The following is a 5,690-nucleotide window of genomic DNA, read 5'->3' as shown; positions in this document are numbered from 1 at the left end:
GGCATCACGCTTGAACTCGTCGGTGAACCTCCGACGAGCCCGCTTCACCGTCGGTCGCTCTCCCACAGCGAACACTCTCTCCTGTCATCTGAGGTGTCCGGTCAACGGGGGGAGGTCCCCGTCACCGCCGAAGGCGAACTGCTGCGCCGGTCGAACTTCGCCCGCCGCGCCATGCGCCCCGCCACCGACGGCAACCTCCATCGCACCCGTCCCCGTGTGCGAGTCCAGCCGATCGTGCCCGGCCTGGTCTTCCACGGGTTCCGGCACAGCCACAAGACGTGGCTGATCGCTGATGGCATCCCCGACGTCGCCCAAGCCCGACGACTCGGCCACAAGATCCCCGACAAGATCCAGGACATCTACTCCCACGTCGCCGCCGAAGTCGAAACCCGCCTCATCGACGCACTCCAACGCCGCTGGACCACCGCACTGGCCACCCTGGCCCCCACCGGCGACGCCGCTCCCACGGGCACCGGCCGGCTGGCACTGCCAGCGCCCCCGGCGCCACTGCGCACCAGCGCCTGACCACGCCACAGACGCACCTTCTCCGGCTTCGCCACCTCCTCGGAGGCGGCGAAGCCGCTTCTCCAGCGCGGTATTCCGCCGGGCTCGGCGCCCAGCGCGCCGACCTCAACGGGCCACCACGACCCCAAGGCCTGCCTACTGCACCGGCGCTCACCAGTCGACAGGGCACACGACCGTCTTCCCAACCGCGCCAGCCGCGCCAACGATCCCGACCCGCACCCAACATACCCCATCGGCCGTCACCAGGCCCCAGCGGCCACCAGGCGGGCCGAATCGCCCCCAACTACGGCCAACCGACACGCACCGCATCAGCATTGGGCACGCTTGAATCTCCTTCAGGGCCGTTGGGCACACCCGGACTGGGAGAGGCACGTACCGCGACCCCATAAGCCCGTTGAGTCAAAGACGAACAAGATCGTCTCCCGATTTTCTCCCACTAGGGTCTGTTGATCTTAACCGCGACCACAGTGGACGAAGAACCAAGATCGACACCAACAAAGCAAAAGACCCGCTGACCTGGGTTTTCACCTAGTGCCAGCGGGCCCTTATGGCCGTCGGGACGACAGGATTTGAACCTGCGACCCCTTGACCCCCAGAACCGTCTACACATTTCGCTGACCTGGATAAACAGAGAAATCCCTGCGTATGCCGAGCCTGTTGACGTCACTACACCGCGGTTCGGGCAACCACCGGGACATTCCACTCTCCCATTCTTCTCCCACTCCCAGTGCCCCGCAGCGACTCGCGCTTCACCCCGGCCGCACATCAGTCGTCCGTTTCCACGGCCTCCGGACCACCCTCGTCATCCGTCCTGTACAGCCACCCGACGTCGTCGTTGCCGTTCCGTGCCCAACTCATCACCTACCCCGCGACTGGCCCTGGCGCAATGGGCTCCACGAACCGTCCCACCGCGCACTACACGACCTAAGCACTGGTTCGCCACGGCGGACCCCGGGTTGCGAGGATTCTTCACAGCTTGTGGCCGAGCTGCCGAGGCACACCAGCCGCGGTCAGGCGTATGGTGCCGTCGGGCTGTCATCTGTGAGGTTCCGGCCGGGCTCAATCCCCCAGGTGCCTTCGGCTACCTGTGCATATTACGCGACTACGGAGGGCATCAACGAATCTGCGGCAGCGCCACCCGCACCGAGGGGCAGAACCGCACTCTTCCGGTGCTGGTGTGGAACGCACCGGCAACCACCTCGAGGGGCGGACGGTCGCGAGTAACTCACCACCTGGCTGGCCGACAAGCATGTGCCCATGCCAAGCCGGAAGTCAGTCAGACACACCGGCAGTGCAGTGCAACCCGACTTGACCGCTCCCTTCATGCTGACCAGTTACGCCAAGTCAAGCATTTACTTTTTCCACGATACACCAGATTTGTCGTCAAAAGGAACCTGGAGCAGTTTGGAGAGCTCATCAAGCTGGCGTCGAGTCCACATCGGTGGCGTCGAGCCAAGATTCCTGTAGTTCCGATCGAAAAACGCTACACCGCCGGGATAGCCGGAATACTGCAGGATACCTGCTATACGGTCACGCGAGATCGTCCGCCCAGATCCGATGATGGCGCCAATATGAACATTCGAATCGTCGACAACAATCTTCACGCGCCAACGATACAGCGGCGGGTAAACTCCAAAGACACACGCAAGCAGGATGGGTATGAAACTTCCATTGCCGGCGAAGGCCGCCAGAATACCTACCACTAGAAGGAAGCCAGCGAAGAGCTCCAAGGCCACAAGAACGACGGCGTAGGAGAGGCTTTTCCAAGAGCATCGAAAGACGACCTGATTATCCGGCAAGTCCGAAGCTCCCTCCGATGAGTCTCCGTCGTCAGTTTATCACCACAGCGGAGGCGTGGGGCGGGTGTCCCACACCCCACACCCCACACCCCACACCCCACACCCCACACCCCACACCCCACACCCCACACCCCTCAACCATATTAGAGTATCTAGTTATATAGCTGAGCGCTGGCTACGGGATCAAATCCTCCAACTAGGGCCGACAGTCCACCCAGAAGGTACGGGACATATCGACTTTTGAACCAGTTCCTGTATCCGTCAGCATAGAACTGCTCAAAGGATTTCATATGCATATTCTGGAAATCTCCATAACCGCCGATCGCAGCCCCGAGCCCTGCCTCAGCTCCAAACTCGGCCCAGTTGACCTTGGCAACATTCCAATCATTGTCGTGGAGTTGGACAAGCACGTCGGCTCCGCCATTGCCGAGTGCTCCACCAGCCCAACCCAACCTCATGCCCACCGCGCCGCCGACAAAACCGGCGGCTCCGGAAAGCGCCACGTCGGTGGCGTTGATGTGGCCGGTAGTGAGCTGCTGATGAATGACCGACCCGGTGGCGTTGGCAATACCACCGATCAATCCGCCGACTAGCGGGTTGGGGAGTCTGCCTCCGGAACCGGAAGGACTGCTACCGGATCCGGTCGGCGGTTCGGTAGTGGGGGGCGTGGTGTCGCCGGGTTCGGCAGGGGAACTGGGTTGGCTGGCGGGCTGGTATGGAGTCTCTTTCTCCAGTGAGGGGTTGGTTTCACCAGTGGTGTTTGTGTTGGCGGGTTCGTCGGCAGGTCCGGTCTCGGGTGTCTTGGTGCCAGGTTGGGGGGTTTCCCCGGGTTGGGGTTCTTGGCCTTGGGGACGGGGATTTCGTGGCGGCTTGTTGATGTTGTCGCGGGCGTCGGGCTCGTGCTGCTGCTTCTGGGGTACGTCCGAACAGCCGCCGGAGAAGGCCAGTGCCGCCCCGCCGAGCAGGGGAAGCTCAACCTCGGGGGCGAGTATGGCTCCAAGGACCAGACCACCGACGACGCCAACACCCACAACATCACGCCAGCCCCATGCCGGTTGGTAAGGCGCGTATGGCTGATACGACGGCACGGGTTCGTACCACGGTAGGGGCAGCGGTGGTAGGTCGTATACAGGGCTCGGCGTGGGGTTGCTCGGCGCCGTGACGGGCACATGGCGACGGCTTGGCGGGTACACAGGGGCCCGGGGATGGTGACTCGCTGGCGGACGTTGGGTGGTGCAGGAGCTGTTGCCGGAGAGGTCGGTGTTGTCCAGCGGGTCGTCGTTGCCGTAGCTGTATGCGTTGTTCGTGGCCGCGGGGGCGGTGAGGTTCGTCAGCGAGTCGGCGCTGGTGAAGTTGCCGCTAGTGGGGTTGTACCAGCGGGAGGCGGTGTTGATGTAGCCGGTGGTGGGATCGGTCCAGCCGCCTTGGTAGCCGAGGTCGTAGCGGGTACCGCTGCTGGCGCCCACCTGGCCGTAGGGATCGAACGCCGTGGATCCGGTAAGGCTTGCGCCGCTGTTGGTGAAGGTGCCGACGAGGTCACCATGCTGGTTGGTCAACGCCAGGGCCGTGCTGGTGCCCGTGGAAACGGAGAGCAGTTGTCCGTTGGGTCCTCGACCGAAGCGCTGGGGGCCGTCGCCGGTCATGGCGTCGCTGGTGCCGTCGTAGGTGAAGGTGTTGCCGCCGGCGGTGGCCAGGCGTCCTAGTCCGTCGTAGCTGTAGGCGGTGGAGCCGGCCGATGCCTGTTGGTCGAAGGCGTCGTCGGTGTAGGTCGTCGTGGTCAACCCGTTGGTTTGGGAGGCCAGGGTGCCGCGGGCGGTGTAGGTGTAGCTGGTGGATCCTGCCGTGACGAGTTGGTTGCGGGCGTTGTACGTGGCAGTGGTGGAGCCGGCCTGCGTTCGGTTGCCGGCGGCGTCGTAGCCGTAGGTCGTCGTCGTGGCGCCGTTGTTCGCGGACGCAAGGCGTCCGGCTTGGTCGTAGGTATAGGTGTTGGCCGCCGCGCCGGCGGTGCCGGTGGTGGTTTGGCTGGTGATCCGGCCGTTGCCGTCGTAGCCGTAGGCCACGGAGGCTTCGCTGGCGCCACCCGGGGCGGTCAGGGTCTGACCGGTGAGCTGATGGCGAGCGTTGTAGGTGTAGGACTGGCTGGCGGCGTTGGTGCCGTAGCTGACGCCGCTGACCTGGCCGGTGCTGTTGTAGGTGTAGCTGGCGGTGGTGTTGGTCAGCGGGTCGAGCGCGATGGCCAGGCGACCGTCGGCGTCGTAGGTGAAGGTGGCGGTACCGGCCGCGTCGGTGCGAGTGGTGAGCCAACCGTTGTTGTTGTAGCCGTAGCTTGCGGTGCCGGACGGGCCGGCGGCGGAGAGGATGTTGCCGCGGTCGTCGTAGGTGTAGGTGTCGGTGCCACCCGGGGCGTTGACCGAGGTGAGTCGGCCGACCAGGTCGTACCCGAACGTACGTGTGGTTGTTGGTGCCTCGGCGCCGGAACCCGCCAAGGAGGTTTGCCGGCCCAGGGCGTCGTAGCTGGCGGTGCGACTGACCCCACCGGGTGCGGTCACCTTGAGGGGTTGCCCGTTGGCGTCGTAGGACACCGTAGTGGTGCTGTCGGCGGCGCTGGTGAACCCGGCCACGCCCGGGGCGGTCTTGGACTCGACGAGGCGCAGCGGGTTGTAGGTGTAGACGCTCTTGTTGCCGTCGCCGTCGGTGGCGCGGCTGAGTTGCCTGGCGGCGTCGTAGCCGTAGGTCGTGGCGATCGACGCGGACGAGGACACCGGCTGCACCCGTTGGACCAGGTCGTTGATCGCGTCGTACGTGGCGGTGGTGGTGACACCGTTGGCGTCGGTGCCGGAGGTCTTGTTCCCAGCGGGGTCGTAGCCGGCGCTGGTCGAGGCGAGCGTGGCGCCGGTGGCGTCCAGTTCGGCGGTGCTGATCGGGCGGCCGGCGGGGTCGTAGCTGATGGTGGTGGCGGTGCCGTCGGGTTGGGTCGTCTTGGTCAGGTGCCGGTCTTGGTCGTAGGTGTATCTGGTGGTGTTGCCGACGGGGTCTTTGGTGGTGAGTGGGTCGCCGAAGTGGTTGTAGGTCAGCGTGGTCTGTTGCCCGCCCGGAAGGGTGATCGTGGTCGGAGATCCGAGGGGGTCGTTGGTGAAGTCGTAGGTGTAGGTGGTGGTGTCCGCGACGGAGGTGGGTTGGCGGACGATCTGGGTGGCGGTGAGCCGTTCGCCGAGGTCGTCGTAGGTGGCCTGGGTCTGGGCCCAATGCGGTTCAGATAAGGCATGTGTGCTGGTCAGCGTGGTGAGCTGACGAGGGTCGTGGTGACCGGTACGGTGCCCAGCCGTGACGTTGTCTGGGGTGGAGTCGCTGCCGCGGCCGCAGGGC

At 64.8% G+C, this 5,690-nt stretch carries 2 protein-coding genes and 1 pseudogene; 1 reads left to right on the top strand and 2 read right to left on the bottom strand.

The genetic code is table 11. The features are described from left to right. A pseudogene (locus FFT21_RS27845) lies at positions 1-525 on the top strand (hypothetical protein); the annotation flags it as partial. Positions 526-1,877: 1,352 nt separating this feature from the next. On the opposite strand, the gene FFT21_RS27840 reads toward FFT21_RS27845, so the two are convergent. Both FFT21_RS27840 and FFT21_RS27830 read right to left on the bottom strand, forming a co-directional pair. Then, positions 1,878-2,129, bottom strand: a complete 252-nt coding sequence (locus FFT21_RS27840; RefSeq protein ID WP_137816886.1) for a hypothetical protein — start codon at positions 2,127-2,129, stop codon at positions 1,878-1,880. A gap of 347 nt (positions 2,130-2,476) precedes the next feature. Beyond that, a partial coding sequence (locus FFT21_RS27830) for an RHS repeat-associated core domain-containing protein (RefSeq protein ID WP_307722967.1) occupies positions 2,477-5,690 on the bottom strand: 3,214 nt, incomplete at its 5' end.

Origin of the sequence: Gandjariella thermophila (assembly GCF_005405885.1) — a bacterium.
Classification (GTDB): domain Bacteria; phylum Actinomycetota; class Actinomycetes; order Mycobacteriales; family Pseudonocardiaceae; genus Gandjariella; species Gandjariella thermophila.
The sequence above is the reverse complement of the archived record's forward strand: the minus strand, read 5'-3'. Positions and strand labels throughout refer to the sequence as shown.